Source organism: Campylobacter concisus, from assembly GCF_902460415.1.
Classification (GTDB): Bacteria; Campylobacterota; Campylobacteria; order Campylobacterales; family Campylobacteraceae; genus Campylobacter_A; species Campylobacter_A concisus_Y.
Genome location: NZ_CABPTY010000002.1, coordinates 464,478 through 490,002, shown reverse-complemented (window position 1 = coordinate 490,002; position 25,525 = coordinate 464,478). Strand labels below are relative to the sequence as shown.

The following is a 25,525-nucleotide window of genomic DNA, read 5'->3' as shown; positions in this document are numbered from 1 at the left end:
AATGTATGTTTTGTTTGAGGGCATTGACGGCGTTGGCAAGAGCACGCAGATAGAAATTTTAGCTTCCAAATTTAGTGATGCCATCGTCACAAAAGAGCCTGGTGGCACGCAGCTTGGTGAAAATTTACGAGAAATCTTACTAAGCTCAAGCATAAAAATAGGCAAAAGAGCTGAAATTTTACTCTTTTTAGCTGACAGGGCTGAGCATTTTGAAAAGCTGGTAGCTCCAAATTTAGGCAAATTGATTTTAAGCGACAGAGGCTTTATCTCTGGCGTCGCCTACGCTTTGGCAAATGATGAAAACTTAGATGAAAACGTGCTTTTAGAGCTTAATAAATTTGCACTAAATGATAAATTTGCAGATAAGATAGTCTTTTTTGAAGCAAGCCATGAGCTTATAAGCTCGCGCCTAAAAGCAAGAGGCACAAGCGATAAGATCGAGGCTCGTGGGCTAGAGTATCTTTTAAAAGTGCAAAGCCTAATGAAGCAAATTCTTATCAAAAATGGCTTTGAAACGCTTTTTATAGACGCATCTAAAAGCATAGAGCTAATTTCAAAAGAGATAGAAAATTTTATAAATTTTAAGTAAAATCACAAAAAATAAAAAGGATAATGCGATGATAACGGCACTTCGTGGCATGAAAGATATGCTTCCAGCTCGCGCAAAACTTTACGCACAGATAATAAAAACCTGCGAGGAAGTCGCAAAAAACTACGGATATGAGCAAATTTTGACCCCACACCTCGAGGAGACAGCACTTTTTAAAAGAAGTGTCGGCGAGAGCAGTGACATCGTGGGCAAAGAGATGTATCAGTTTGAAGACAAAGGCGGCAACGACGTTTGTTTGCGTCCTGAGGGCACGGCTGGCGTGGTTAGAGCGTTTATCGAGGCAAAACTTGACAGGGCAAATGTGACAAAACGCTGCTTTTATCACGGCTCGATGTTTCGCTACGAGCGCCCACAAAAAGGCCGCTTAAGAGAGTTTCACCAGTTTGGCTGTGAGTGCTTTGGTGAGGGCAGCGTCTATGAGGATGCGAGCATTATCTTGATGGTGAGCGAAATTTTTAACAGACTAAACATAAAAACAACCCTAAAAATAAACTCGCTTGGCGACGAGAGCTCGATGAAGTCTTACAAAGAAAAACTTGTTAAATTTTTAGATGAAAACGACGATAAAATTTGCGAAGACTGCAAAAGACGCAAGCTTTTAAACCCTATCCGCGTACTTGACTGCAAGGTCGAGAGCTGCCAAGAAATTTACAAAAATGCTCCAGTCATCACTGATAGCCTAAGCAATGAGGCGGAGGTTGATTTTGCAAAACTGCAAGAAATTTTAACGGCAAATGGTATTAAATTTGAGATAGATACTAAGCTAGTTCGTGGGCTAGACTACTACTGCAAGACGGCGTTTGAGTTTATCAGCAATGAGATCGGCTCACAAAGTGCAGTCGCAGGTGGCGGCAGATACGATAGGCTGGTCGAGTACCTTGGCGGTAGAGCAAGTTATGGCGTTGGCTTTGCGATGGGCGTTGAGAGGATAATGGAAATTTTAGGTGAGGCCGAGGATGAGCGTGACGGAGTTTATCTTTGCGCGCTTGATGCGCCAAATTTAGACTTTGTCTATGCGCTTGGCACAAAACTTCGCAAAAAATATCAGGTTGAAATTTCTTATGAAGCTAAAAAACTTCAAAAACATCTGCAAAATGCCGACAATAAAAATGTAAAAATTTTCCTTTGTGTAGGCGAAAATGAGATGAAAGAGAATAAAATTTGGTATAAAAATTTAGAGACCAAAGACGAAAAAACAATAAATTTAGATGAGCTTGAAAAGGAGCTGGGATGAATGATTTTGGACTTAGCATTTGGGGCAATTCAAATTTTGTTATAGAAGATGGTAAAGTCTGTATAAATGCAGCCAGCAAACCAGCGATCATAGACATCGTAAAAGAGATAAGAGACGATGGCTACAGAGGGCCACTACTGCTTCGTTTTCCGCACCTTATCCAAAAACAGATTGAGCAGATCCACGCAAGCTTTGCAAAGGCAAAGAAAGAGTTTGCCTACAAAGGCAGCTTTAACGCCGTTTTTCCGCTTAAAGTAAATCAATATCCAGGCTTTGTAAAAAACCTAGTTCGCCTTGGCAAGCCCTACAACTACGGCCTTGAAGCTGGCAGCAAGGCTGAGCTACTTCTAACTATGGCTTATAACAACGACAAAGCGCCTATAACAGTAAATGGCTTTAAAGATAAAGAGATGATAAATATAGGCTTTATCGCCGCTGAGATGGGACACAATATCACGCTAACGATTGAGGGCTTAAACGAGCTTGAAGCGATAATCGCCATCGCAAAAGAGCGCTTCAAACCAAAACCAAAAATCGGACTTAGGGTAAGACTCCACTCGACAGGATCGGGGCTCTGGGCTAAAAGTGGTGGCATACACTCTAAATTTGGCCTAACATCAACCGAGCTGATAGAAGCTGTAAAGATGCTAAAAAAGGCAAATTTACTTGAAAACTTCACGATGATACACTTTCACATCGGCTCTCAAATAAGCGAAATCCATCCACTCAAAAAGGCTCTCATCGAAGCTGGCAACATCTACGCTGAGCTTAGAAAAATGGGTGCCTCAAATTTAAAAGCTATAAATTTAGGTGGCGGTCTTGCGATAGAATACTCGCAGTTTAAAGAAGAGAGCAGCAGAAACTATACGCTAAACGAATATGCAAACGATGTTGTTTATATGCTTAAAACCATAAGCGAGCAAAAAAAGGAGATCGAGCCAGATATTTTCATAGAGTCAGGTCGCTACATCGCCGCTTCTCACGCACTTTTAGTAGCTCCTGTGCTTGAGCTATTTTCTCAAGAATACACCGAAGAGAAGCTAAATTTAAAGAAAAACAATCCAAATTTAATAACCGAGCTAGTCGATCTTTATAAATCAATCAAGCCTTCAAACGCCCTAGAATACCTACACGACGCTATCCATCACACAGAAAGCGTTTTAACACTCTTTGACCTTGGATATGTTGATCTTCAAGATAGATCAAACGCCGAGGTGCTTTTAAGGCTAATTAGCAAAAAAGCTGTCGTGATGCTTGGCAATAAGAGCAACTCAAGCGATCTAACTAAAATTCAAAAAGAGGTTCAAGAGAGATACCTGCTAAATTTCTCGATCTTTCAAAGCTTGCCTGACTTTTGGGGGCTAAAGCAAAATTTTCCTATCATGCCACTTGACAGGCTCGATGAGCGCCCTACTTTGCCGGCTTCGATCTGGGATATCACCTGCGATAGCGACGGCGAGATCAGCTATGATGACGAGAAAAACCCACTGCTTTTGCACGACGTGGATGTAGAGAAGGAGGATTATTTCTTGGGATTTTTCCTAGTTGGCGCATATCAAGAGGTGATCGGTATGAAGCACAACCTCTTTACCCACCCGACAGAGGCCACGATAGAGCTAACAAGCGATGGCTACAAGATCACAAATTTACTAGAGAGCCAGTCGATCCTTGATATTATGGAGGACATGGACTATGATATCTACGAAATCCAAGACACTCTAAATGAGCGCCTAGAGAAATCAACTATGATAAACGAAACACAAAAGAAGCAAATTTTGGGTGAACTTTATCTATTTTTAAATGATAATAGCTACTTAAAAACTATCAACTAAAAAGGACGAAAAATGCAACTAGCAAATAGAATGCAAACGCTAAGTGAGTCGATAACTATTGCGATCAGCACAAAGGCCAAAGAGATGAAGGCTGCTGGTATCGACGTGATCTCACTTTCAGCTGGTGAGCCTGACTTTATGACTCCAAAAAAGATAAGAGAAACTGTAAAAAACGCACTAGATAATGACAGCAAAAGTGGCAAATACACGCCAGTACCTGGCCTGCCTGAAGTGATAGAGGCTATCAGAGTAAAGCTAAAAAGAGATAACGGACTTGACTACAAGGCAAGCCAAGTGGTGACAAATATCGGCGCGAAACACTCACTTTTTAACGTATTTCAAGCGCTTATCAACCCAGGCGACGAGGTCATTATCCCTTCTCCATACTGGGTGAGCTACCCTGAGATCGTTAAATTTTGTGGAGGCGTACCTGTCTTTATCGAAGCAAATGAGAGTACAAATTTCAAAATCACAGCCGAGCAGCTAAAAAAAGCGATCACACCAAAAACAAAAGTCTTTTCGCTAAATCACCCAACAAACCCAACAGGTGCGGTATATACAAAAGAGGAGATCGCGGTATTTGGCGAGGTTTTAAAGGGCACTGACATCATCATTACAAGCGATGAAATTTATGAAAAAGTGATCTACGGTAAAGAATTTCACGCAGTGGCCTCAGTGAGCGAAGATCTCTTTAAAAGAACGGTCACGATAAATGGCCTAAGCAAATGCGGAGCGATGCCTGGCTGGAGATTTGGCTATATCGCAAGCTCGATGGACTGGCTAATAGCTGGCATCAAAAAGCTTCAGAGCCAAAGCACAAGTAATATTAGCTCGATCGTGCAGATAGGCGCTATCCCATCGCTTCTTGGCGAAACTGATGACGATATCGAAAACATGAGAAAAGAGTACGAAAAAAGACGTGATGTGGCAGTTGAGATGATAAATGCTATCCAAGGACTTAGCGTAGTTAAGCCTGATGGCGCGTTTTATCTATTTGTAAAATGCAAAGAAGTAGATGGCGACTCGCTTAGATTTTGCAAAAAGATGCTTGAAGAGGCGAACGTAGCGACTGTTCCAGGTGTTGGCTTTGGCATGGAGGGATACTTTAGAATTTCCTTTGCGACTGACATCGAGAGCATAAAAAGAGCGATCGAGAGGATCGCAAATTTTGTAAAAAGCTACAAAATTTAATGATCAAATTTACTATTAATGGCAAAATTTTCGAGCTTGAAAACGATATGAGCGTTTATGATTTTTTAGCTCAAAATGGCTATGAGCTTAAATTTATAGCCCTTGAGCGAGATGGAGAAATTTTGCCAAAAAAGCTTTGGAGTGAGCACTTTATGAGCGAGGGCAAAGCTTATGAGATCGTCACTTTAGTTGGCGGTGGATGAGGAGAAAATGATAGAGATAATACTAAATGGCACAAAATTTAAAGTGCCAGTAAAAAGCCTTAGCGAGCTAAAAGAGCTTGCTATTGGCGATAAAGAGAGTGAAATTTATAAATTTTTAGAGAAATTTAACGCGACAAAGCCGGACATTTTTATCGTTGATGGCTTTGCTATAAAAGAAGATAGCGAGCTAAAGGATGGCTCAAATGTCGTATTTATAAGGCGTGGCGTGATGCCTGAGCGTGAAGTTTTACGCTCAATGATCGCTTCACGAAACAGCCCTGAGCTAAATTTAGCCCTAAGCAAAGCAGTAATCGGCGTGGCTGGACTTGGCGGACTTGGCTCAAATATCGCGCTAAGTCTTGCAAGAGTTGGCGTAAAAAAGCTAGTGCTTGCCGACTTTGACGTCGTTGAGCCAAGCAATCTAAACCGCCAGCAGTATTTCGTCCGCCACATCGGCATGAAAAAGACGCAGGCGCTTAAAGAGCTGATAAATGACGTCAATCCCTTTGTCGAGGTCGAGGCTCACGATATATTTTTAGATGGAAAAAACGTGGCAAGCGTCTTTGGCGAGTGTGAAATTTTATGCGAGGCCTTTGATAACGTCGCTGGCAAGGCGATGATACTAAACGAAGCTGGTGCTAGTCTAAAAGATAAAAAAATCATCGGCGCCTCTGGAATGGCAGGATACTTTAGCTCAAATCTCATAAAAACCATAAAATTTGCCAAAAATGTCTATCTTTGCGGCGACCTCACAAACGAGGCAAAGATCGGCCAAGGGCTCATGGCGCCGCGCGTCGCAGTCTGCGCAAACCACGAGGCAAATTTGGCCATTAGACTACTTATGGGCTTGGAGGCGTAAGTGCAAAGTGATAGCTTGATCCTTGGCGGCAAGGAGTTTCAAAGCCGCTTTATCCTTGGCTCTGGCAAGTACTCGCACGAGCTCATCGACTCAGCCGTAAACGAGGCTGGAGCACAAATTTTAACCCTTGCTCTTAGACGCATAAACGAGAGCAAAGAGCGCAATATACTTGACTTTATCCCAAAAGGCGTGACGCTCTTGCCAAACACAAGTGGTGCTAGAAACGCTAAAGAGGCCGTTCGTATCGCCCAGCTCGCACGTGAGCTTGGATGTGGTGAGCTTGTTAAGATAGAGATCATAACTGACTCTAAATTTCTCTTTCCAGACAACGCTGAGACGATAAAAGCATGCGAAGCACTGGCAAATGACGGCTTTGTGCCAATGCCATATATGTTTCCTGACCTAAATGCCGCAAGAGCGATGCTGGCTGCAGGTGCTGGCTGCATAATGCCTCTAGCTGCGCCCATTGGCTCAAACCAAGGGCTAGTTTTTAAAGATATCATTGAAATTTTGATAAACGAGCTTGATACGCAGATCATAGTTGATGCTGGCATCGGTAGGCCATCACAAGCGTGCGAAGCGATGGAGATGGGAGCGGCTGCGATCATGGCAAACACAGCTATCGCCTCATCAAAAAATATCCCACTGATGGCAAGAGCCTTCAAAGAGGCTATCATCGCTGGTCGCAACGCCTATCTAGCAGGGCTTGGCGCAAAGAGCAAAAGTGCAAATGCCTCATCGCCGCTCACTGGATTTTTAGACTGATGAAATTTACAAGAACCAATCACATGCAGCTGCTGCCTCACATGCAGGATGTTGGTAGCGACATTATGGATGAAATTTTAAAAGAGCGTGCAAGCTACAAGCCAGAAATTTACACCGAAGCTGACGTAAAAGCAGCTCTTAATGCAAAGCATTGCTCACTTGAAAACCTAAAAGCCCTACTCTCGCCTGCTGCAGCGCCATTTTTAGAGCAGATCGCCCAGCTCGCTCAGGCAAAAACAAGAGCAAATTTTGGCTCAAACATAACGCTTTTTACACCGCTTTACATAGCAAACTATTGCGATAATCTCTGCGTTTATTGCGGTTTTAACGCTAAAAATAGAATAAAAAGGGCAAAGCTAAGCGACGAGGAGATCACAAGAGAGCTAAGAGAAATTTCAAAGAGTGGCTTAGAAGAAATTTTGATCCTAACAGGCGAGAGCGAAACCAACTCAAGTGTGGCTTATATCGCAAACGCCTGTGCTTTGGCAAAGAAATTTTTTAAAGTCGTTGGAGTTGAAATCTATCCGCTAAACTCTGATGGCTACGCATTGCTTCACAAAAGTGGTGTGGACTATGTGACCGTCTTTCAAGAGACCTATAATCCCACAAAATATGAGAAAATCCACCTTGGTGGCAACAAAAGAATTTTCCCATACCGCTTAAATGCGCAAGAGCGAGCGCTTCTTGGAGGCATGAGAGGAGTTGGCTTTGCCGCACTTCTTGGCATAGACGACTTTAGACTTGATGCCTTTGCGACCGCACTTCACGCAAGCTTAGTTCAAAAAAAGTATCCGCACGCCGAGATCGCATTTTCATGCCCAAGACTTCGCCCTATCATAAACAACTACCGCATCAATCCACGCGACGTGGGCGAGCGCGAGCTTTTACAAGTGATCTGCGCTTATAGAATTTTCATGCCAACAGCTAGCATAACGATCTCAACCAGAGAAAAGGTGAAATTTCGCGACAACGCCGTAAATATCGCCGCAAACAAGATAAGCGCTGGCGTAAAAGTGAGCATCGGCGCTCACGGCGAAGAGAAAAAGGGCGACGAGCAGTTTGAGATAAGCGACGACAGAAGCGTGGATGAGATAAAAGCAATGATAAAAGCAAACGGCCTAGAGCCATTGATGAGCGAGTATGTCTTTGTTTAAAATTCTCTGCGTGGCTGACTTTGATAGCTATGAGGGTAATGATTTTTTAAAAAGGATCCAGCTACTTTGCAAGAAGGCTGGCGTGGATGAAATTTTGCTTCGTGCAAAGGGGCTAAATGAAGCTGATTTTTATGATCTTGCTAGGGTTGTGGCTCAAATTTGTGAAAACTACCGCAAGAAATTTATCATTAATCAATTTTTTGACGTAGCTTGCAAGCTAAAGAGTGACTTTTGGCTCACTTCAGCGCAGCTTGATTTTTTTAAAAATCACGGCGTTTTTTTAGATGAATTTAGAAAAACAGCAAAAATTTACGCCCCAGCTCACGACCTAGAACAAGCTAAAATTTCAGCCTCTATCGCTGATGTGCTGGTTGCTTCTCATATATTTGCCACCTCTTGCAAGGCAGATTTAGAGCCAAAGGGGTTAAATTTTATAAGCGAGCTAAAAAGCTTTAATAAAGAAATTTACGCACTTGGTGGACTAGATAGCGGGAACTACAAAGAGGTCATAAAAGCTGGAGCAAACGGCATTTGCTTCATGAGCCTAGCAATGAACGGCGATATGGAGCTTATAAAAAAGATAGCAGAGAGCAAAAACGGCTAAATTTAGTATAAATTACATAAAATAATACGTAAAATTTTACTCATTTTTGCTAGCGATATATGTTTTTATATCAAATATAAGTAGCGTCACAAGCGATGGCAGCATATAGGAGTTTAGCACTAAAAGTAGCGACTTTGTCAAATTTGACTTTATTAAAGTCTCTATGTCAAGGCTGCTGTTGTAGTTAAAAAAATATAGCAAGGCAAACTCGCCAACAAGAACTATGCGAGAGATCTTTAGCAAGATGTCATTTCCCAGTCTTGCAAATTTATCATCGACCACAAGCGACAAAGTGATCCAGCCAAGTAGCCAAATTGAGCAGGCTAAAGCATAAACAGTAATGCTTTCATCAAATTTTTCAAGTAGTAAAAATACCAAAGGTTGCAAAAATACAAGGCTAGCGATAAACCAAAGAAGTGAGCTAAAGGCTAGCAGGCAAACACAGCCAAAGATAGAAATGGCAGAGATAAAGCCAAAAACCTCTAACCCAAGATAGTAGGCCAGCGCATAGGATAAAAAAGAAAAAACAAGCCAAATTTTAATAATAAGTCGCCACCTATTTGCAAAGGCAGTGGCTTTTAAATTTAGGCTATCTGTCAAACTCATTTACGAGATTTTCTTTTGTTTTGGGCGGAAAACTTTCATCACGTTTTCATCAGTCTCGATAAATGCACCACCTATTAGATCGATACAATATGGCACCGCTGGAAAAATTGGCTCCAAGCACTCTTTTATCGCCTTTGGCTGGCCTGGTAAATTTATGATGAGCGCGTGGCCTCTGATGCCTGCTGTTTGGCGTGATAGGATCGCTGTTGGGACGTATTGCAGGCTTGCAGCTCTCATTAGCTCACCAAAGCCTGGCATCATCTTCTCGCAAACCGCCTCAGTAGCCTCTGGAGTAACATCTCTCACCGCCGGTCCTGTACCACCGGTAGTTAGCACAAGGTCGCAGCCAAGCACGTCTACCATGTGCACAAGCCTCTCTTTTATCAGCTCAAACTCATCTGGTATAACCTCGTAAAAGTACTCACGCTCGCTCACTATCCAGCTATCAAGCACCTCTTTGATTGCTGGGCCTGATTTGTCCTCGTATGTGCCTTCGCTTGCACGGTCAGAAAGGGTTAATATACCTATTTTTGCTTTCACTTTTTCTCCTTTAGTAGTTTTCATTTAAAATTTTCGCCAGCATCTCTTTGTCTACGCTCTCGTATGCTAGCAGATGTGAGCTTATCTTTGCAATCTGCTCATTTGTGCCTTTCAAAAAGGATGTGATCTCCTCTTTTGCTTGTTTTAAAATTTCTTCTACATCGTTTGGATTTGGCACGAAAGAGCTTCCCATGCCATATTCATAAACCATCTTTGAAGCGATCTCTTTGGCTAAATTTAGATCACTACTTGAGTTTGTAAAGATGTCGTTTTCATCTATCTCAAGCTTGCACATACCAGCGATGAGCACCTTGATACGAGATATCATCTGCGACTTTGACTCGATCTCTTGCTCTGTGGCCATAAACCTATCTTCTATAAGAGAAATTTTTTCAAATTTCACATCAAACCAATAAGCACTTAGTGCCTTTGCTCCTTGATAGATGGCTTGAATTTTCTTCTCGTTTTCGCTATAGCTTAGCACCTTTTTCTTACCGAGCAAGACCTTATTTAAAACAGCCTCAAAGTCCCTCATTTTAAGCACGCTCTCGCCGTTTCTTAGGGCATTTATCGCAGCTTCATTTACAAGTGTACTAAGTGCCGCACCTGAAAAGCCAACGCTCATTTTAGCGATATCCTCAGCCGCCACTTCGCAGTTTTTATCTTTTAGATATGTGTTTAAGATCGCCACCCTGTCGTTAAAATCAGGCATAGAAAGAAAAATTCTCCTATCAAAACGCCCTGATCTAAGTAGTGCCTCATCGATCATCTCGATCCTATTTGTAGCAGCTATGACGATGACGCCTGAGTTATCTTCAAAGCCATCCATCTCAGTTAGTAGCTGATTTAGCGTGGCTTCTCGCTCGTCGTTTCTAGTCCCGCCCCTACTCTTACCAACGGCGTCTATCTCGTCGATAAAGATGATTGAGGGCGCATAGGACTTGGCTCTACTAAAAAGCTCTCGCACTCTCTTTGCACCCATACCAACATAAATTTGAACAAAGCTTGCACCATTTTGATAAAAAAATGGCACATTTGCCTCGCCAGCAACTGCCTTTGCCACAAGCGTCTTACCAACGCCTGGAGGGCCTATCATCAGCACACCTTTTGGCATTTTGATACCAAAATTTCTATATTTTTGTGGATTTTTTAGAAAATCAACTATCTCGCTAAGCTCGCTTTTAACCTCACTAATACCAGCTACATCGCTAAATCTCACATTTGAGATGACTGGCATAGTGTTTTGATTTAGCACGCTCTCTATCTCAAATGCACCCTCTTTTTTGCTAAGCAAGCTCTCCTCTTTTTTTCTGATGCTTCTAAAGATATAAGCGTACCAAAGCACAAAGCAGACAAAGATGATAAATCCCCAGATCATGCCAGGAGTGATGTATTGCTTAGTCTTTTCAACAGGCACTTTTTTGATAAGCTCTTTTAGATCGATGCCCTCTTTTATGATTGAAAAACGATTGTTTTGTGCATAAAGCACTACTTCATCGTCATCGATTACAGCGCGGTCTATAAAATTTCCATCCATTAGCTGCATATATTGCGAATATGTGATATTTCGTGGTTCTTTACTAACGGCAAATAACAGCACGCTGATTAATGCGACAGCTGCGATTATTAGGATATTTTTCTTATTAAATTTAAATTTTTGCATAATTGGCATCTGGCTTAACTTCATATTCGCTTACCTCCACCCACTCTTTTGTTATATCTTTTTGGCTTAAAATTTTAGCTTTGTTGTAAAACTGATCAAAACCTTCGTAAAACTCACTATTTTTTTGCTCGACTAAAATTTTCAAAGCTCCGTTATGCTTTTTTCTAAAATTTTCATTATTTTGCAAAGCTATGCCTTGTAAAATTTTTAGCCTACTTTTTGCCACATCACCGCTGACATCGCTTTTTAGCGTAGCTGAGTGCGTATCACGCCTTGGCGAATAGACAAAAGCGTGCAGATGTGTGATAGGAAATTTCTTAAAATTTTCCACAGCCTCTGTCCATATCTCCTCACTCTCACCAGGATGACCCACGATATAGTCCGTACCAAGGGCAAAGCCAAGAGAACTTAGCTCATTAAAAAGCTCCAAATCACTAAATGCGTTATTTCGTCTTCGCATGATCTTTAGCATAGCCTGACTCGTGTGCTGAAGTGCGATGTGAAGATGGCGCTCCAGCCACTCCTCTTTTAAAATTTCTCTAAAGCTCTCATCTATCTGGCTTGGCTCAATGCTTCCAAGTCTAATGCGTCTAATGCCAGAAATTTTACCTAAGTTTGCCAAAAGCTTACCAAGAGAGCTATTTGTATCTTTACCGTAACTACCTATATTTGTGCCAGTTAGTACGAGCTCATTATAGCCGTTTTGGGCTAAAATTCTTGCCTCTTTTAATATCATGGCCTCATCCATGCTTCTAGCCTTACCGCGGACCGAAGGGATGATGCAGTAGCTGCAGCTAAAGTTGCAGCCTTCTTGAATCTTTATAAAAGCCTTAGTGTGATTTTCATAATTTGTAACTATATTTTTATCAACTGAGTTTAAATTCCCAAGCTCAAAAAATGGTTTTTCTTGCTTTAAAAGCTCATTTAGATCACTCTTTTTACTGGCTCCTAGCACGCCAAATATACCGCTATTAAAAAGTTCTTTGCCCTTGCTAACCGCGCCACATCCAGTCAGCACCACCTTTGCCCCGCGCCTTTTTACGCCGTTTATGTAGTTTCTGACACCGCTATCGGCAGAATTTGTAACAGTGCATGAGTTTATGACCACGATATCAGCACTCTCTTCATCATTTGTGATCTCGTAGTCCTTGATGTAGCTTTTTAAAAGCTCAGTATCATAGATATTTGTACGACACCCAAATGTTTTAAAAAATATCTTTTGCATTAAGAATTTTCACTCTCTTGCTCGCTGTGAGCGGTATGATCGCTTGGATTTTCTTTTTTGCCTATAAACATAGTTTGTGTTGGATAAGCGATCTTTATATCATCTTGAGCTAAAAATGCTTCTATAATCTCAGCACTAATAGTACTTCTAAGAGCCAAAGTCGCATAAGAATTTGCCATATACCAGCATGAGACATTTATACCATAAGGCTCAAAAAATGTATAAATTCTTGGCTCGACATTTGGATTTTTGATGCTGTATTGACTTCTTAGTTTATTCATCTGGCGTTTTGCGATATCGGTATAGCCTTTTGAGTATTTTTTAACGACATTTCTTGCTAGATAGACGGCTTTTTTATGGTTACTATCAAAACTTATCATGATATCTATGCCATCCCAAACGGTCTTCATGCCATAATGAGCATAGTTTGCGATGAGGTCGGTAAAGATATAGTTATTTGGCACAAAGATAATTCTACCTGCACGGCGGTTTGTCTTATAAGTCGAGTAGCTAACATCCTCAAAAACAGTCAGCCTAAGTAAAGAGATATCGATCACATCGCCCACAAATTCACTACCATCATGAAGTACTCTGATCCTATCGCCCACATGTATAGAGCCACCAAACATGATCACCATCCAGCCAAGCATACTCATAAACATATCTTTCATCGCAATGGCGATACCAGCTGAAGCAAAACCTAGCACGGTTACTAGATATGTGACGTTTTCGATATATGAAAAGAGTAAGATTATGATGATAACGGTGATATTCAAAACGTTTAAAAATTTATTGACCGTGTAAAATCTCTCATTATCAGTAATCGTTCTTTTAACGATAAATTTAGCGATAAATGTTAGTCCGATCGTCAAAAGGATGATGATAGCTGTATAGCCCATGCTTAAAAACTGAGCTTTTATATCAGAGGTGGTTAAATTTATAGCCTCATCAGCCCTTTTTTCATAGACATTATAAGTTGTATCAGCGATCTGTTTTGCCGCTTTAAAGTCGCCTATTTCTTGTTTTACCAAGTTTAGGCTTTCTCTATTTTGTTCATTTTCTTCGATCAAATTTAGTCTATTTAGTAAATTCTCTTTTGTTTCAAGCTTTTCTAAAAGCGTATCAAGCTCTTTTATATGCCTTTGATACTCAATCTTATCACTCTTTATCTTTTTGATATACGAAAAGCCAGATATAAGTGCAACAGGACTTGTTATCCTTGGTGGAGTATCCATTTCAGGAGCTGCTAACATATTTGAAAATGGCGTTTTTTCATACTCTTTTAGTAAATTTATCTGCTCTTTTAGAGTTTGGATTCTCTTTATGATATCGCTGCCTCTTCTTGAGCTTTTGTCCAGTTTCTTTAGTTCATTTTCATTTTTTTCAAGCTCATCAATAAGCCTTTGATAAGTGTTATAGTTAGCATACCTTGTGATCCAGATATTGTTTTTTAGGGAGTTATCTAGATTTGAAATATCTTTTACAAGCTCGTTATTTTGTAAATTTTGCGAGCCATTTTGCTCAAGCGTAACGTTCTCCTCAGCGTAAATGGCAAAGCAAAAAAGTAGTAAAGCTATGATCTTTTTCATTTAAATTCTCTTAAAATTTTTAAAACATCTTCTTTTTTGACGTCATTTTTGATGATCGCACTGCCGATTTTATCTGCAATGATGAAATTTATCTTATCATCTTTTGTCTTTTTATCCATAAAAAATGCCTCGTAAAATGCATATTCATTTTCTATTTTGTAGCTTACTGGAAGGCCAAATTTTACCAAAACCTGTTTGATATTCTCTGCTTCTGCCTCGCTCATGAGCCCTAGTTTTACACTTAAGCGATTTGCCATATTCATGCCTATTGCCACCGCTTCGCCGTGTAAAAATTCTTTATAATTTGTCTCATTTTCTATAACGTGAGCAAAGGTATGTCCGTAGTTTAGGATGGCTCTTAACCATTTTTCTTTCTCATCTTGTTCAACCACTTTTGCTTTTAAAATTACCGACTTTTCAACCAGCTTAGCTAAGTTTTCATCATCTAAATTTACGCTTTTTAGCCAATCAAACATCTCTTTATCGAAAGTTATTGCCATCTTTAAAGCCTCAGCCACGCCAGCTGCAAATTCTCTCTTTGGCAATGTCTTTAAGAAATTTATCTCGCAAAAAACTGCCTTTGGCTGATAAAAAGAGCCTATTAAATTTTTGCCAAATTTATTATTCACACCAGTCTTTCCGCCCACACTCGCATCAACTTGCGCCAAAAGCGTAGTTGGTATATTTATGAAGCTTATCCCTCTTTCATAGATGCTCGCCGCAAAGCCAGTCATATCGCTTATGACGCCACCACCAAAGGCGATTAGCGTAGACGAGCGATCAAATTTACTCACAAAAAGCTGCTCTAAAATTTGCTCTACCGTTTCAAGGTTTTTATACTCTTCGCCATCAGGTACACTTATGATAAATTTCTCATCACACTTCAAAATACTAAGTAGCTTTTCAAGATGAAGCCCCGCTACTTTAGTGTTTGTAACGATGCCAACCTTGCCTTTTAGCTCTAGTCTCTCAAGCTCGTTTATATAAATTTTATAGCTTGATGCTTTTTCTTTAAGATTTAAATTTATCTGCATTTTTACTCACTTACTGGCACAAAAAGCTGTGCATTTTGGCTCAGTTTTTCATAAAGCCTATTTAAATTTGTCGATAAAAAGGCAAATGCCCCACCATTTGCCACGCTTTTAGTAAACATTACAAAATGAAGCAAATCTTTTGTATTTTTTAGTTTTACAAGCGGATTTTTAAGATTGTGATTTTCTATCTTTATACGCTTAGAAAATAGCGCGCTAATGCTCTCAAAATGCTCTCTTAGCGCTTCATCTTCGCTATGCTTATTATCAAAATAGTAAAATTTCATCTCCAAATCAAGCTGTGCACAGCAGTCTGTTATCACAGCTGATTGATTCTCCACTTCTTGACTTTGATCGCCTAGTATAACGCCCTCTTTTATATTTGAGAGCAAAATTTTACCTGTTTTTAGCACTGGAAGTTTTAGCTCATAAAATAGCTTTTTAAATTTAAAAAAGTACTTATCATCGCTTAAGATTAGGCCGATATCGTGCTTTAACACATCATGTTTTATAGATTTGTTATCACTATTAAAATAATCCATCAAAACGATGATGTTTTTCTCTTTTATCGCTTTTAAAGTATCTAAATTTTCACCTAAAGTTGGATTTATCACTCTAAAAAAAAGGCGTTTATTATTTAGCTTTGAATGCAAATACAAGCTATCCTTTATAAGCTTGCTAACACGCTCTTTGTCCATTGAGATCATATCAATCAGCACATAGATGTTGCTACCAAACGGACTTGGAAACTGCCCACTTTCACGCTTAATCGAGCGGTAAACATTTTGAAGCACATTTGGATCACCAACAATCAGTAATATATCGCTTGGCTGTATCATTACATTTGGCTTTGGCAAGATGATCTCGCTGCCTCGATATATGAGAGCTATTCGCCATTTCTTTTGAGCTACTGAGCTGATGTGACGATACATATAAGAGCTACCTATTGGCACCTTAACTTCCATGATCTCGCCCTCACTAAGCCCGATATTATCAGCTAAAACTGGTAGATCTGGTAAATAGTCCATAAGCCTTGATGCTGCAATATCTCTGATATCAACCACGCTTAAGTGTTTATCGCTTGCAAATATTTCTTTGCATTTTTCATCAAGCTCCCATGAACTCATAAAAACAGTCTCGGTCTTTGTGCTGATCTGTCTTAAATTTTCATAAACAGCAACCGCCTCATTTTTATCATCACAAACTATACAAAACTGACTAAAATAGCCATCGCTCACGCTTTTTAGCTTTGAGAGGCTAGTTGGGTCAAACTGGTAAAATGTAAAATTTTCATAATTTGATTTTTGACTGTAATCCTCACTTGAAACAACGATATAGTGATGTAAATTTGATTTTGTTTCAAGCAGTCTGTTTAAAAAATTTCTTGCGAAAGTTCCATCTGCGATTATTAAAATTTTCTTCATCAATTCTCCGTATTTTAAAGCTCACATTATAACAAAAGGTCTTTAAAATAAGCTATTCTGGCTATAAATTTAAAAATTTACAGCCAAGAAAATTTAAGAGATTATTTCAGAGATTAGCGTATCTATTGCTAAATTTGTAGCCTTATTTATCGTATCAAAAATAGTACTTGAGCTTGGATCTGGACAAAAAATTTCTTTTGTGATCATGCCTGATTTTAGCGAGGCGTTTGCGTTAAATAGCTCATACGCTAGCGAAACTTCGGCCTTGTCGCCTCTTATTTGAAGTGAGATGATGCTAACTTTTAGCCTAAGATCCTTTGCATTTGGCGAAAATATCGGCTTTGCAGCGCAGTTTGAGTAAAGTCCTTTTACAAGCGACTTATAGATCATCTCGCTTGGCTCAGATACAAATTTGGCGTCTGTCAAATATCTTATCTTATTGTTTTCAGCGACGATTAGTATCTTTCTGGTATCGACCATATCAAGGGCACTTACGTTTTCGATAAAGACATTTTTTAGCTCTTTTTGCTTGTTTTCAGCTGAGCACTCTTTGTTTGAGTAGTGTATCTCATACATCGTAGCCTGTGGCACGTCGGTCTTTAGCGAGCAGCCAAAAAATAAAAATGGGGCCGCTAGAAAGATTAAATTTCTCATTTTTTATCTCCTTTATCATTTTTATCATTTGGCACTGGATTTGTGAAGAAAAACTCGTAAGGATTATCCTCAAGTCTTTGAAGCGCACCCCTAAACTCACGAAGCGTCTTGTCAAATCCATTCAAAAACTCGCTAGCCTCTCTAAGCAGCGGTGAGACGGTATTTCTAAGGTCATACTCGCCGTTTTTTACCTTTTGAGTGACGATATCTTGAAGCGAGCTATATCCAGTGACAGCCAAATTTGCTGATTTAAAGACTGAATTTGCGCTTGCTATTAGAATGTTTAAATTTTTAGCAAGCTCTTTTGTGTCGGTTTTGTTTAAACTATCGGTGAAATTTTTTACATTTTTAACTATGCTATCAACCTCACTTAGACCATTTTCATCTGTTAAAACTTGTGTAAATTTATCAATATTTCTTAGGATTGATTCGATGTGAGAGATATTTTCAGCTGAGAAAAAGCCATCAACTTTATCAAGAGTTTGATTTATCTTTAAAGTGATGTTTTCAGCGTTGTTTCCAAGCTTTGAAAGAAGGCTCTCTTCAAGCTTTAAAATAGGCTTATCGCCTGGTTTAAAATCCTTCGTGCCTCGGCTTATATTTATACTAGCCACGCCGCTAATAGCCTGAACTTCGATGCTAGCCACGCTATCAGCCTTGATAGGCAGATCCTCTCTTATCTTCATCGTGATGTTTATAAGAGCGTTTTTGTCATCGACAAAATTTATATCGCTAACACTTCCAGCTGGCACGCCGATAAATTTAACCGTAGAATCAACCTTTAGCCCGCTTGGCAGCTCACTTGTGTGGATGTAATACTCTTTAAAATCAACCTTTGTGCTATTTTTGCTAGTCATCCACCAGATAAATATGGCAAACGCTGTAAGGCAGGCTATGAAAAACATGCCGACAATGGTATAAGAATTTCTATTTTCCATCTACTTTTTCCTCATTTTAAATAGCTCTTCAAGTGGGTTATTTTCAAGATGTTCAAGCTCTTTTATATCTCCCTCAAAGGCTATTTTTTTGTTATCTATTATCAAAAATCTATCCAAAATATCAAAAATACTATCCGCATCATGCGTCACCATAACGACAGTTACGCCGATGCTATCACGAAGCTCTTTTATGAGCGCGTCCATCTGGCGCGAGCTAACAGGATCAAGACCACTGTTTGGCTCATCTAAAAATAGCACCCTAGGACTTAGCACCAAGGCTCTTGCAAGCGCGGCTCTTTTTTTCATACCGCCACTTAACTCGCTTGGATAGAGCATTGATACCTCTTTTTTAAGCCCCACCTTTTGTATCCAAAACATCGCTATCTCATCGATCTGGCGCTTGTTAAATTTAGAGTACTCATGAAGCAAAACGCCCACGTTATCAAGGATAGTCATCGAGCTATAAAGCGCTCCAAACTGAAACATCGTCCCACTTTTTAGCTTTATCTCTTGCTGTTCTTGTTGGCTACTTTTCCACATATTAACGCCATCAAAAAATATATCGCCCTTGCTTGGCTTTTTTAGATATATCATCGTCTTCATAAGCGTCGTTTTACCAGCGCCACTGCCGCCTAAAAAGCCGTAAATTTCAGCCTCTTTGACGCTCCAGCTCACATTATCGTGCATTATCTTGTCGCCATAACTTGTTGTTATGTTTTTTCCAACTATTATCTCGTTCATATCTTTAGCCACATAAAAATTATCGCGAAAAATGCATCAAGCGCAATGACCCAAAATATCGCATTTACAACGCTAACGGTTGTCATCGCTCCAAGGCTTTGGGCGTTTTGACTAACACCAAATCCCCTCATGCAGCCAATGATCGCTATAACAGCGCCAAAAAACGGAGCCTTTATCATGCCAACAGCAAAGTGCCTAAGCTCGACCATCTCGCGAAATCTATTAAGATAGTCGCTAAAGCTGATATCAAGAATAGTTTGACAAATGATCATCTGCCCTAAAATGCTTATGCTATCAGCTATAAAGATGATGACAGGCACGCAAAGCACCATGGCGATGATGCGTGGCAGCACTAAGAAGTTAAAAGGCTCAAAACCCATCGTCTTCATCGCGTCTATCTCCTCAGTTAGCTTCATAGCGCCAATTTGCGCGGTAAAACTGGAGGCCGACCTGCCCGCCACGACGATAGCAGCGATGAGCGGAGCCACCTCTCTAAGCGTTAGCATGCCCATGATCTCTACTATAAATATACTTGCCCCAAAGCTTGCAAGCATCGCACTACCAAGATAAGCAAGCACGACGCCTATCAAAAAAGCGGTGAGCGAGACGATGAAAACTGCATTTACGCCACCATCTTTTATGTAGTTGCTAAATTCTCTAAATCTTAAATTTGCAGGATTAAATAAAATCCTCACGCTCTTTATCAAAAACTCGCCCAAAAACGAGCCAAACTCAAGCAAATTTACAAATCCCTCGCAAATTTTCTCACCTAAGCGTGAGAAGAAATTTAGGCTATTGTGCGGTGGCATATAGTTAAAGTCGATCTTCTCGTCATTTAAAAGATCACTCATCGCCTTTATCTTTTCGTCGTTTGTGACGATCTCAAATTTCTTGCCATTTAGCGTGTTTTTTAAAAGGATCAAAACAGCGTAATCAATGCTCTTTAGCTCGCTAAAGTCAAATTTAACATTGCCGTTAAGCTTTTGGATTTTTTTAAAAATGCTTTGTAAATTTTTAGCCTCTTTGTAGCTAAACTCGCCTGCAAATTTTATGGTCGCAGTGCCGTTTGCTTCGGTAAAAACGATATAATTTCTTTTTTGCAAAAAGTTCCTTTGCCTTAAAATTTCTGGATTATATTATAAATTTTGTTAAAATAAAAAATCAAAAATTTTAAGGACTTAGATGAAATTTGAAGTTATAAAAAAAGATGGCAACGCAAGGCGCGGCGTCCTAACAACCGCTCACAGCGTGATACAAACGCCAGTTTTCATGCCAGTTGGCACGGTTGGCGCAGTTAAAAGCCTAGACGCCTTTGATATGAGTGAAATTTTAGACGCAAAGATAATCTTAGCAAACACCTACCATATGTATCTGCGCCCTGGCAGCAAGGTCGTGCGTGAGTTTGGCGGACTTCACGGCTTTTCTAAATTTGATCGCTCATTTTTAACTGATAGCGGCGGATTTCAGGCATTTTCACTTAGGTCAAACACCAAAAACGACGATGGCGGTATAAAATTTAAAAGCCACATCGACGGCAGCACGCACTACTTTACGCCAAGATCGGTCCTTGACACGCAGCATGAGCTTGGCAGCGACATCATGATGATACTTGATGATCTAGTTGCATTGCCTGCTGAGCCAAAAAGGATAGATCTAAGCATAAAACGAACGATAAAATGGGCTAAAGAGGCGATTGACTATCATAAATTTATGCAGAGCAAGGGCGTTGGCCTGCAGCAAAATATCTTTGGCATCGTTCAAGGCGGCACCGACTATGAGGCGCGTAAATTTTGCGCGCAGGCGCTAAACGAGATGCCATTTGACGGCCTTGCCATAGGTGGGCTAAGCGTTGGCGAGAGCAACGAGGCGATGTATGACACGGTTGAGGCGGTTATGCCATTTATGGATGAGCTTAGACCGCGCTATCTAATGGGTGTTGGCACACCTGAAGATCTTGTGGAAAACGTGGAGAAAGGCGTTGATATGTTTGACTGCGTCATGCCAACAAGAAATGCAAGAAACGGCACACTCTTTACTAGCTTTGGCAAGATAAATATAAAATCAGCCAAATTTATAAATGACCACGCGCCAATCGACCCACAGTGTCAGTGCTATACCTGCAAACGCTACTCTAGAGGCTACCTAAACCACCTTTTTAAGGCTAGAGAGCTAACGTTTTTTAGACTAGCAAGCCTTCACAACCTGCACTACTATCTAAATTTAATGAAAGAGATGAGAGAAGCGATAGAAAGAGGCGAATTTGCCAAATTTAAGAAAAATTTTTATGCTAAAAGGGTAAAAAATGAGCTATAAAGGTTCAGTTTGTGGATATTTTTATGGTGATGAATACGACTATATTTTACTTGTTTCTTTCACACAAAAGCAAAGCTATAAATTTTTATTTAAAAATGGCAAGATTTATAAAGAAGACCTTGATCACGAATGCGATAAAAATGAGTTTGAAGCGGCTCTTAAAAAACTATGTAATGAATATGCAAATAAAATTTTAGAACATCAAGATGAGCTAAACGAGTATGAAAAAATTTATGCTAGTCGAAAAAACTTTAATCAATTTATCAAAAGACACCACTTTTTAAAATACGAGATTAGAAAATTTCAAAACAAGATATCTCACTTTTATGAGACACTTTCGATTTGTCAAAGTGAGCAACAAAATTTAAAAAAAGAGCTTAAAAATAGTACTCATGAGGCAAATGTTTTTAGAACAATGGCCAATGAGTATGCCTGCAGAATAGATGATATTTATACATTTATACAAAGTATAAAAAATGACAAAATCAATCAAAATATTTACATTTTGACAATGATATCAGCTGTAATGCTACCACTAAATCTGATAACTGGGTTTTTTGGCATGAATACACAAGGCTTGCCATTTAATGAAACTAAAAATGCTACTATAATAGTTGTATCAATAATGCTTGGAGTAATTCTTTGTTGTACTTCTTTTTTGTTTTGGTACACGAATAAGAAAAAGTAGAAAATAAATAAATTTAGTATATATTTTAAATTTTTATAGACTAGTGGTAAAAACAATAAAAATAAATAGATTTTTATTAATATTAAAACGATAAAAATATTTAATAGAAATTAGATTTAAAGAAAAGTTGAAAAGTCCTGAATAGGCTTCAGGACAGATAGTAGAATTATTTTCTAAGTTCGCGGATCTTAGCAGCTTTACCACGAAGATCACGTAGATAGAATAATTTAGCTCTTCTAACACGACCTTTTCTAAGAACTTTTATCTCTTCGATAGAATCACTAAAAATTGGAAAAATTCTCTCAACGCCAACACTATTAGCGCCAATTTTTCTAATGATAAATGTTTCACCAGTACCGCTACCACGTCTAGCTATACAAATGCCTTCAAAATTTTGAATTCTAGTTTTATCGCCTTCGTGAATACGAGTAGCAACACGCAATGTATCTCCTGCACGGAAGTCAGGAATATTTTTACTAGCAATTTGAGCATTTTCAAATGCTTCAATGTATTTATTTCTCATGTTTTTCCTTATTTATGTGGCTTAAGCTTTTGATATAAATCAGGGCGAAAGAACCTTGTTTTGCAGTGAGCCATCTTATTTTTTAAAGTGTGGATTTTAGCATGGTTACCCTTTAAAAACTCTGAAACCACAAAGATCGATCTAAAATTATCAGGCTTTGTAAAAGATGGGGCTTCAAGTAAATTATCCTCAAAACTCTCAACTTCAAGGCTCATATCGTTTCCTAAAACTCCAAGTACATTTCTTGATATTGCATCGCTCATACAAAGCGCAGGAAGCTCTCCACCAGTTAAAACAAAATCACCTATACAAAAAACTTCATCTGCCCAAAGCTCAACAACTCGTTCATCAAGGCCTTCATATCTACTGCAAACAAAACAAATGTGATTTTTTTTAGAAAGCCTCTTTGCATCATTTTGATTAAATTTTTTACCAGCTGGTGTCAAAAATATCACGTGAGTATTTTTATCTTTTGCTTTTAAAAATTTGATCGACTCATCCAAAGGCTGTGGAAACATTAAAAGCCCTGCTCCGCCTCCGATCATATAATCATCAACTTTACTATGCTTATCTTTAGTAAAATTTCTTGGATTTATAAAATCAATTTCAATAAATTTATTACCAATTGCACGTTTTAAAATAGAATCACAAAAATAAGGTTTAACTAAATTTTCAAAAAGTGTAATAAACGTAAATTTCATGAATTTTCTAAAATGGCTCTAGCACCTTTTACTAAAATCTCTCCACCATCCAAATTTACGCTTTCAATAAAATGCTTCAAATATGGAATGTAAAAATTCTTTGGTTTACTACCCAAGGTAAGCTCTTCATCTGTTTTTATATATAAAAGTGAATTTGCAAAATTATCTTGGATATCTTCTACAATACCCAAAATTTCACCATTTTCTATAACTTTTAAGCCAATAATATCAAACTGAAAAAATTCATTTTTTTTTAATTTGCAGTTTTTTCTAGTGAGCTCTTTTGTGGTATATATAGTTCTATTTACAAGCGTTTTAGCAAGATCTAAGTCATCAAAATTTTCAAATAAAACCAGCTCTTTTTGTCTATTATAGTCTTTTATGACGAGCTGATCATTGTTTTTGTCAAAAAAGGTTGCACCTTTTTTAAACTGTTCTGGGAAGTCGCTCTTATTGTGAAGCTTTAAGTAGCCCTTTAAACCAACGCATCTTCCAATGGTAGCGACTTCAACAATATCACTATTCAATAGCTTTTACCGTTACCCTATAACTTGTATTATCTTTGGCTTTACAACCAATAATAACGGTCTTTATAGCATTTATCATTTTACCATCTTTACCGATAAGTTTTCCTGTATCAACCTTATCAGCACTTATAATTATCTCAGCAAAATTTTCACCAAGTTCCTGGCGATCAACACTTACTTTATCAGGAAAATCAGCAATCAACTTGGCATATTCGTATAAAAAATTTTTAACCATTATTTTGTAATTTGTGCAACTCTATCGCTAAGTTTAGCACCAACGCTTTTCCAGTAATCTAATCTCTCTTTGTTAAAATTTATAACATTTGGCTCAACCATAGGATTGTAATAGCCAATACTTTCTATCCAGCCACTATCACGTCTTTTTCTACTATCTGTAACAACTATACGATAAAAAGGTCTTTTCTTACGTCCCATTCTTGTTAGTCTTACTACTGTTGCCATATTATATTTCTCCTCTTGTTTTTAAATAAAGCTTAAATTTAGATAACAAATATCCAAATTTAAACCCTTTTATCAAACAAGTCTTTTTAATTTTGCTTGAGAAAGCATATTTGCAAGTCCTTTTGTTCCACCTTTTCCTGAAAATTTCTTAGCAAGTTTTGAGGCATTTTCAAACTGCTTTAAAAATCGATTCACCTCTATCTGAGAAAGTCCAGAACCAGCCGCTAAACGTCTTTTTCTACTATTATTCAAAAGTTCAGGATTTTCACGCTCTTTTTGCGTCATAGAGTTTATCATAGCCTTAATATGTAAAATTTCTTTTTAATTATCAAGGTCTATATCTTTTATCTGATTTGCAATATTTGAAAGTCCAGGTATCATACCCATCAAAGACTTCATGCTACCAAGCTTTTTAACGCTTTCCATTTGATCCAAAAAGTCATTAAAGTTAAACTGACCTTTTTTTATCTTTTGATTTAGACGCTTCGCCTCTTTTTCATCGATAATGGTCGATGTTTTTTCGACCAAAGTAGCTAAGTCGCCCTCGCCCATTATGCGGCTTACGATACGATCTGGTATAAAGCTCTCGATATCAGCTACTTTCTCGCCAGTACCGACAAATCTAAGTGGAATATTTAGCTGTTTTGCGATGCTAATAGCTACGCCACCCTTTGAGTCAGAGTCAAATTTAGAAAGAATAACTCCAGAAATTCCTAAAATTTCATTAAAACTTGCAGCTGTTTTTACAGCATCTTGACCACTCATAGCGTCAGCTACGTAGAAAATTTCATGTGGATTTATCGCATTTTTTACATCTTTTATCTCTTGCATCAACTTCTCATCGATCGCGAGACGACCAGCGGTATCCACTAAAAGCACATCGTAAAGACCAATTTTTGCTTTTTCTAATGCTTCTTTTGCCACTTTTATAGGATTATTTTCATTTTCTATATAAAAAAGATCGATCTCGTTTGCAACGCAGAGCTGTCTTAGCTGCTCAACCGCCGCTAATCTTTGCAAGTCACAAGCCGCAACTAAAACTTTTTTCTTTCTTAGTTTTAGATAGTTTGCAAGCTTGATAGTTGTCGTTGTTTTACCACTACCTTGCAAACCAGCCATCAAAACAATGGTCGGTGCAACTGGCGCATAGACAAAGCCTTGGTTGCCAGGAGCTGTTAAAATAGTCGTCAAATTTGATTTGATCGCATCTAAGAAATTCTTTTGACCAACACCAGTTTGCTTTAGTTCGCTTTCGATAGAAGTGAGCAGATCTTTGGTGACTTTATGGTGAACATCAGCTTTTAAAAGAGCTTTTTTGAGCACATCAAGTGCGTTTTTTAGAGCTTTTTCGTCATCTACAAAACGTATCTTGCTAACAGCTAATCTAAAAGACTCACTAATTTGTTCGAACACTAATCACCTTTCTAAGTTGTTATTAAAGGGCGTAT

27 protein-coding genes and 1 pseudogene are annotated in these 25,525 nt (G+C 38.8%); 11 read left to right on the top strand and 17 right to left on the bottom strand.

Annotated elements, in window-relative coordinates; translation table 11 throughout:
- Window position 1: 1 nt before the first annotated feature.
- Genes tmk through FZ940_RS06485 form a run of 9 tightly spaced genes read left to right on the top strand, consistent with a single transcriptional unit; the run spans window position 2 to window position 8,452 of the window.
- On the top strand, window positions 2-589 hold the full coding sequence (gene tmk / locus FZ940_RS06525) for a dTMP kinase (RefSeq protein ID WP_148821971.1): 588 nt from the start codon (window positions 2-4) through the stop codon (window positions 587-589).
- Window positions 590-617: 28 nt separating this feature from the next.
- The gene (hisS, locus tag FZ940_RS06520) at window positions 618-1,844 is read left to right on the top strand and encodes a histidine--tRNA ligase (protein ID WP_148821970.1); all 1,227 of its coding nucleotides are present in this window, start codon (window positions 618-620) and stop codon (window positions 1,842-1,844) included.
- Window positions 1,841-3,676 carry a biosynthetic arginine decarboxylase gene (gene speA / locus FZ940_RS06515; protein WP_148821969.1) on the top strand — a complete coding sequence of 612 codons (1,836 nt, stop codon included), beginning with the start codon at window positions 1,841-1,843 and terminating at the stop codon, window positions 3,674-3,676. Before hisS ends, speA begins: the two co-directional genes overlap by 4 nt.
- Before the next feature lie 12 nt (window positions 3,677-3,688).
- Entirely contained in the window at window positions 3,689-4,867 is a 1,179-nt protein-coding gene (locus tag FZ940_RS06510; RefSeq protein ID WP_148821968.1) for a pyridoxal phosphate-dependent aminotransferase, read from the top strand.
- Window positions 4,867-5,070 (top strand): sulfur carrier protein ThiS, encoded by a 204-nt coding sequence (gene thiS / locus FZ940_RS06505; protein WP_148821967.1) that lies wholly within the window; start codon window positions 4,867-4,869, stop codon window positions 5,068-5,070. The genes FZ940_RS06510 and thiS overlap by 1 nt, the downstream gene beginning before the upstream one ends.
- Before the next feature lie 7 nt (window positions 5,071-5,077).
- On the top strand, window positions 5,078-5,929 hold the full coding sequence (thiF, locus tag FZ940_RS06500) for a sulfur carrier protein ThiS adenylyltransferase ThiF (RefSeq protein WP_148821966.1): 852 nt from the start codon (window positions 5,078-5,080) through the stop codon (window positions 5,927-5,929).
- Window positions 5,930-6,694: a thiazole synthase gene (locus FZ940_RS06495; protein WP_148821965.1), complete on the top strand. Its 765-nt coding sequence runs from the start codon at window positions 5,930-5,932 to the stop codon at window positions 6,692-6,694.
- Window positions 6,694-7,848: a 2-iminoacetate synthase ThiH gene (thiH, locus tag FZ940_RS06490; RefSeq protein ID WP_148821964.1), complete on the top strand. Its 1,155-nt coding sequence runs from the start codon at window positions 6,694-6,696 to the stop codon at window positions 7,846-7,848. Before FZ940_RS06495 ends, thiH begins: the two co-directional genes overlap by 1 nt.
- On the top strand, window positions 7,835-8,452 hold the full coding sequence (locus tag FZ940_RS06485; protein ID WP_223155804.1) for a thiamine phosphate synthase: 618 nt from the start codon (window positions 7,835-7,837) through the stop codon (window positions 8,450-8,452). Before thiH ends, FZ940_RS06485 begins: the two co-directional genes overlap by 14 nt.
- 36 nt (window positions 8,453-8,488) lie before the next feature.
- Here FZ940_RS06485 and FZ940_RS06480 read toward each other — a convergent pair whose 3' ends face one another.
- From FZ940_RS06480 to FZ940_RS06430, 11 genes are all read right to left on the bottom strand, one after another.
- Window positions 8,489-9,058, bottom strand: a complete 570-nt coding sequence (locus FZ940_RS06480) for a nitrogen fixation protein NifR (protein WP_148821963.1) — start codon at window positions 9,056-9,058, stop codon at window positions 8,489-8,491.
- Complete coding sequence (mog, locus tag FZ940_RS06475; protein WP_148821962.1) at window positions 9,059-9,598, bottom strand: molybdopterin adenylyltransferase; 540 nt, start codon at window positions 9,596-9,598, stop codon at window positions 9,059-9,061.
- A gap of 10 nt (window positions 9,599-9,608) precedes the next feature.
- Complete coding sequence (locus tag FZ940_RS06470; RefSeq protein ID WP_410368985.1) at window positions 9,609-11,285, bottom strand: ATP-dependent metallopeptidase FtsH/Yme1/Tma family protein; 1,677 nt, start codon at window positions 11,283-11,285, stop codon at window positions 9,609-9,611.
- Window positions 11,248-12,486 (bottom strand): tRNA (N(6)-L-threonylcarbamoyladenosine(37)-C(2))-methylthiotransferase MtaB, encoded by a 1,239-nt coding sequence (gene mtaB / locus FZ940_RS06465; protein WP_148821961.1) that lies wholly within the window; start codon window positions 12,484-12,486, stop codon window positions 11,248-11,250. The genes FZ940_RS06470 and mtaB overlap by 38 nt, the downstream gene beginning before the upstream one ends.
- The gene (locus tag FZ940_RS06460) at window positions 12,486-14,075 is read right to left on the bottom strand and encodes a mechanosensitive ion channel domain-containing protein (protein WP_148821960.1); all 1,590 of its coding nucleotides are present in this window, start codon (window positions 14,073-14,075) and stop codon (window positions 12,486-12,488) included. Before FZ940_RS06460 ends, mtaB begins: the two co-directional genes overlap by 1 nt.
- On the bottom strand, window positions 14,072-15,109 hold the full coding sequence (aroB, locus tag FZ940_RS06455; RefSeq protein WP_148821959.1) for a 3-dehydroquinate synthase: 1,038 nt from the start codon (window positions 15,107-15,109) through the stop codon (window positions 14,072-14,074). The genes FZ940_RS06460 and aroB overlap by 4 nt, the downstream gene beginning before the upstream one ends.
- A gap of 2 nt (window positions 15,110-15,111) precedes the next feature.
- Complete coding sequence (locus FZ940_RS06450; protein WP_148821958.1) at window positions 15,112-16,530, bottom strand: COG3400 family protein; 1,419 nt, start codon at window positions 16,528-16,530, stop codon at window positions 15,112-15,114.
- A gap of 93 nt (window positions 16,531-16,623) precedes the next feature.
- On the bottom strand, window positions 16,624-17,184 hold the full coding sequence (locus FZ940_RS06445; RefSeq protein ID WP_148821957.1) for an ABC-type transport auxiliary lipoprotein family protein: 561 nt from the start codon (window positions 17,182-17,184) through the stop codon (window positions 16,624-16,626).
- Entirely contained in the window at window positions 17,181-18,122 is a 942-nt protein-coding gene (locus FZ940_RS06440; protein ID WP_148821956.1) for an MlaD family protein, read from the bottom strand. The genes FZ940_RS06445 and FZ940_RS06440 overlap by 4 nt, the downstream gene beginning before the upstream one ends.
- Window positions 18,123-18,863 (bottom strand): ABC transporter ATP-binding protein, encoded by a 741-nt coding sequence (locus tag FZ940_RS06435; RefSeq protein WP_009293777.1) that lies wholly within the window; start codon window positions 18,861-18,863, stop codon window positions 18,123-18,125.
- A complete protein-coding gene (locus FZ940_RS06430; RefSeq protein ID WP_148821955.1) occupies window positions 18,860-19,966 on the bottom strand; it encodes an MlaE family ABC transporter permease in 1,107 nt (368 codons plus the stop codon). Before FZ940_RS06430 ends, FZ940_RS06435 begins: the two co-directional genes overlap by 4 nt.
- Before the next feature lie 79 nt (window positions 19,967-20,045).
- On the opposite strand from FZ940_RS06430, the gene tgt reads away from it, so the two are divergent.
- Together tgt and FZ940_RS06420 are read left to right on the top strand one after the other, a co-directional pair.
- Entirely contained in the window at window positions 20,046-21,176 is a 1,131-nt protein-coding gene (tgt, locus tag FZ940_RS06425) for a tRNA guanosine(34) transglycosylase Tgt (protein WP_148821954.1), read from the top strand.
- Window positions 21,166-21,864, top strand: coding sequence for a CorA family divalent cation transporter (locus tag FZ940_RS06420; protein ID WP_148821953.1), 699 nt, complete (start codon window positions 21,166-21,168; stop codon window positions 21,862-21,864). Before tgt ends, FZ940_RS06420 begins: the two co-directional genes overlap by 11 nt.
- A 166-nt stretch (window positions 21,865-22,030) precedes the next feature.
- On the opposite strand, the gene rplS is transcribed toward FZ940_RS06420, so the two are convergent.
- The 6 genes and pseudogenes from rplS to ffh form a co-directional block, all read right to left on the bottom strand.
- Window positions 22,031-22,387: a 50S ribosomal protein L19 gene (rplS, locus tag FZ940_RS06415; RefSeq protein ID WP_021090978.1), complete on the bottom strand. Its 357-nt coding sequence runs from the start codon at window positions 22,385-22,387 to the stop codon at window positions 22,031-22,033.
- Window positions 22,388-22,395: 8 nt separating this feature from the next.
- A complete protein-coding gene (gene trmD, locus FZ940_RS06410; protein WP_107793043.1) occupies window positions 22,396-23,088 on the bottom strand; it encodes a tRNA (guanosine(37)-N1)-methyltransferase TrmD in 693 nt (230 codons plus the stop codon).
- On the bottom strand, window positions 23,085-23,615 hold the full coding sequence (rimM, locus tag FZ940_RS06405; protein WP_107793044.1) for a ribosome maturation factor RimM: 531 nt from the start codon (window positions 23,613-23,615) through the stop codon (window positions 23,085-23,087). The genes trmD and rimM overlap by 4 nt, the downstream gene beginning before the upstream one ends.
- Complete coding sequence (locus tag FZ940_RS06400; RefSeq protein ID WP_072594183.1) at window positions 23,608-23,850, bottom strand: KH domain-containing protein; 243 nt, start codon at window positions 23,848-23,850, stop codon at window positions 23,608-23,610. Before FZ940_RS06400 ends, rimM begins: the two co-directional genes overlap by 8 nt.
- On the bottom strand, window positions 23,850-24,077 hold the full coding sequence (rpsP, locus tag FZ940_RS06395) for a 30S ribosomal protein S16 (protein WP_009293992.1): 228 nt from the start codon (window positions 24,075-24,077) through the stop codon (window positions 23,850-23,852). The genes FZ940_RS06400 and rpsP overlap by 1 nt, the downstream gene beginning before the upstream one ends.
- Window positions 24,078-24,149: 72 nt before the next feature.
- A pseudogene (ffh, locus tag FZ940_RS06390) lies at window positions 24,150-25,490 on the bottom strand (signal recognition particle protein).
- Between the last annotated feature and the right edge of the window lie 35 nt (window positions 25,491-25,525).

What these genes read in the sequence shown, in the direction of transcription:
- FZ940_RS06460 (WP_148821960.1), bottom strand. Translation starts at nt 14,075, where the DNA reads ATGAAAAAGATCATAGCTTTACTACTTTTTTGCTTTGCCATTTACGCT.
- tgt (WP_148821954.1), top strand. Translation starts at nt 20,046, where the DNA reads ATGAAATTTGAAGTTATAAAAAAAGATGGCAACGCAAGGCGCGGCGTC.
- FZ940_RS06470 (WP_410368985.1), bottom strand. Translation starts at nt 11,285, where the DNA reads ATGAAGTTAAGCCAGATGCCAATTATGCAAAAATTTAAATTTAATAAG.
- FZ940_RS06480 (WP_148821963.1), bottom strand. Translation starts at nt 9,058, where the DNA reads ATGAGTTTGACAGATAGCCTAAATTTAAAAGCCACTGCCTTTGCAAAT.
- FZ940_RS06485 (WP_223155804.1), top strand. Translation starts at nt 7,835, where the DNA reads ATGTCTTTGTTTAAAATTCTCTGCGTGGCTGACTTTGATAGCTATGAG.
- trmD (WP_107793043.1), bottom strand. Translation starts at nt 23,088, where the DNA reads ATGAAATTTACGTTTATTACACTTTTTGAAAATTTAGTTAAACCTTAT.
- FZ940_RS06450 (WP_148821958.1), bottom strand. Translation starts at nt 16,530, where the DNA reads ATGAAGAAAATTTTAATAATCGCAGATGGAACTTTCGCAAGAAATTTT.
- FZ940_RS06420 (WP_148821953.1), top strand. Translation starts at nt 21,166, where the DNA reads ATGAGCTATAAAGGTTCAGTTTGTGGATATTTTTATGGTGATGAATAC.
- FZ940_RS06435 (WP_009293777.1), bottom strand. Translation starts at nt 18,863, where the DNA reads ATGAACGAGATAATAGTTGGAAAAAACATAACAACAAGTTATGGCGAC.
- thiF (WP_148821966.1), top strand. Translation starts at nt 5,078, where the DNA reads ATGATAGAGATAATACTAAATGGCACAAAATTTAAAGTGCCAGTAAAA.
- aroB (WP_148821959.1), bottom strand. Translation starts at nt 15,109, where the DNA reads ATGCAGATAAATTTAAATCTTAAAGAAAAAGCATCAAGCTATAAAATT.
- hisS (WP_148821970.1), top strand. Translation starts at nt 618, where the DNA reads ATGATAACGGCACTTCGTGGCATGAAAGATATGCTTCCAGCTCGCGCA.
- FZ940_RS06445 (WP_148821957.1), bottom strand. Translation starts at nt 17,184, where the DNA reads ATGAGAAATTTAATCTTTCTAGCGGCCCCATTTTTATTTTTTGGCTGC.
- FZ940_RS06440 (WP_148821956.1), bottom strand. Translation starts at nt 18,122, where the DNA reads ATGGAAAATAGAAATTCTTATACCATTGTCGGCATGTTTTTCATAGCC.
- thiH (WP_148821964.1), top strand. Translation starts at nt 6,694, where the DNA reads ATGAAATTTACAAGAACCAATCACATGCAGCTGCTGCCTCACATGCAG.
- FZ940_RS06510 (WP_148821968.1), top strand. Translation starts at nt 3,689, where the DNA reads ATGCAACTAGCAAATAGAATGCAAACGCTAAGTGAGTCGATAACTATT.
- mtaB (WP_148821961.1), bottom strand. Translation starts at nt 12,486, where the DNA reads ATGCAAAAGATATTTTTTAAAACATTTGGGTGTCGTACAAATATCTAT.
- FZ940_RS06400 (WP_072594183.1), bottom strand. Translation starts at nt 23,850, where the DNA reads ATGGTTAAAAATTTTTTATACGAATATGCCAAGTTGATTGCTGATTTT.
- thiS (WP_148821967.1), top strand. Translation starts at nt 4,867, where the DNA reads ATGATCAAATTTACTATTAATGGCAAAATTTTCGAGCTTGAAAACGAT.
- tmk (WP_148821971.1), top strand. Translation starts at nt 2, where the DNA reads ATGTATGTTTTGTTTGAGGGCATTGACGGCGTTGGCAAGAGCACGCAG.
- speA (WP_148821969.1), top strand. Translation starts at nt 1,841, where the DNA reads ATGAATGATTTTGGACTTAGCATTTGGGGCAATTCAAATTTTGTTATA.
- rplS (WP_021090978.1), bottom strand. Translation starts at nt 22,387, where the DNA reads ATGAGAAATAAATACATTGAAGCATTTGAAAATGCTCAAATTGCTAGT.
- rpsP (WP_009293992.1), bottom strand. Translation starts at nt 24,077, where the DNA reads ATGGCAACAGTAGTAAGACTAACAAGAATGGGACGTAAGAAAAGACCT.